Raw genomic sequence first — 1472 nt, forward strand, 5'->3', positions numbered from 1 at the left:
CTCGAACAGGACCCGCGATTCCCGGACCAGCCGGACGAGACCCGTGAGCTGGACCGACTGGACCTGCCGCGCAACGTCGCCGACAACTACGGCGCCCGCATGCGCGCCCTGCTGGTGGCCCCCTCCAGCGGCTACTACACGTTCTGGGTGGCCGGCGACGACCAGTCGCATCTGCTGCTCGGCACCGACGATACCGAGGCCAGCAGCCGCCTGATCGCCAGCGTCTCGTGGTGGACCCAGCCCGAGGAGTGGTACAAGTACGCCGCCCAGCGCTCCGAGCCCATCTACCTGAACGCCGGCCAGCGCTATTACATCGAGGCCCGCGTCAAGGAAGGCCAGGGCGGCGATCATCTGTCCGTGGCCTGGTCCGGTCCGGACTTCGACCGGCGCATGATCGGCACGAGCGCACTGGAGCCGCTGGATGGCGGTGACACGGCGACCGACTCCGGCAGTGGCGACAGCTCCGGCACGTCGGACACATCGGGCGACACGGCCGGCGGCACCGACACCCCGCTCACCGTGGAGTACTGGGGCAACATCTCCGGTGGTCGTATCGATAATCTGATCCAGGATCCCCGTTTCCCGGATGACCCGGACCGCAGCATCACCATCGAGCGCCTGGACCTGCCACGCAACGTCGCCGACAACTATGGCGCCCGTGTTCGCGGGGTGCTCACCGCGCCGAAGACCGGCAACTACACTTTCTGGATCGCCGGCGACGACCAGTCCCGGCTGTACCTCGGCAGCGACGCGAGCGCCGCGAGCCGCGAGCTCATCGCCAGCGTCTCGTGGTGGAGCTATCCGGAGGAGTGGAACAAGTACGCGGCCCAGCGCTCCCAGCGTATCCACCTCGAGGCGGGCGAGCAGTACTACATCGAGGCCCAGCTGAAGGAGGGCCAGGGCGGCGACCACCTCTCCGTGGCCTGGTCCGGCCCCGGCTTCAAGCGCCGCATCATCGACGCGGATGCGCTGAGCGGCTATAACGGCTCCGGTTCCTCGACGGATTCCGGTTCCTCGACGGATTCCGGTTCCTCGACGGATTCCGGCTCCTCGACGGATTCCGGCTCCTCGACGGATTCCGGCTCCTCGACGGACTCCGGCTCCTCGACGGATTCCGGCTCCTCGACGGATTCCGGCTCCTCGACGGACTCCGGTTCCTCGACGGATTCCGGTTCCTCGACGGGCTCCGGCTCCTCGACGGATTCCGGTTCCACGACCACCGTCGACACCGATCAGGACGGGATCACGAACGATCAGGACACGGACGACGACGGTGACGGCATGCCCGACACCTGGGAGACGGCCAACGGCCTCGACCCGCTGGACCCCTCCGACGCCGGCAGCGATGCCGACGGCGACGGCGCCACCGCCCTGGAGGAGTACACCGCCGGGACTGACCCGACGGATCCGGCGAGCGTGCCGGCGGCCCCGGCGATCGCCGTGCAGTGGAACGCCCCATCCGAGCGCACCGA

The 1472-nt window shown here is 68.8% G+C and carries 1 protein-coding gene; it reads left to right on the forward strand.

Going from position 1 to position 1472, the window contains the following annotated elements:
* A partial coding sequence (locus tag G7A99_RS19590; RefSeq protein WP_205599943.1) for a PA14 domain-containing protein occupies positions 1–1472 on the forward strand: 1472 nt, incomplete at both ends.

Source organism: Arhodomonas sp. KWT (genome assembly GCF_010993615.1).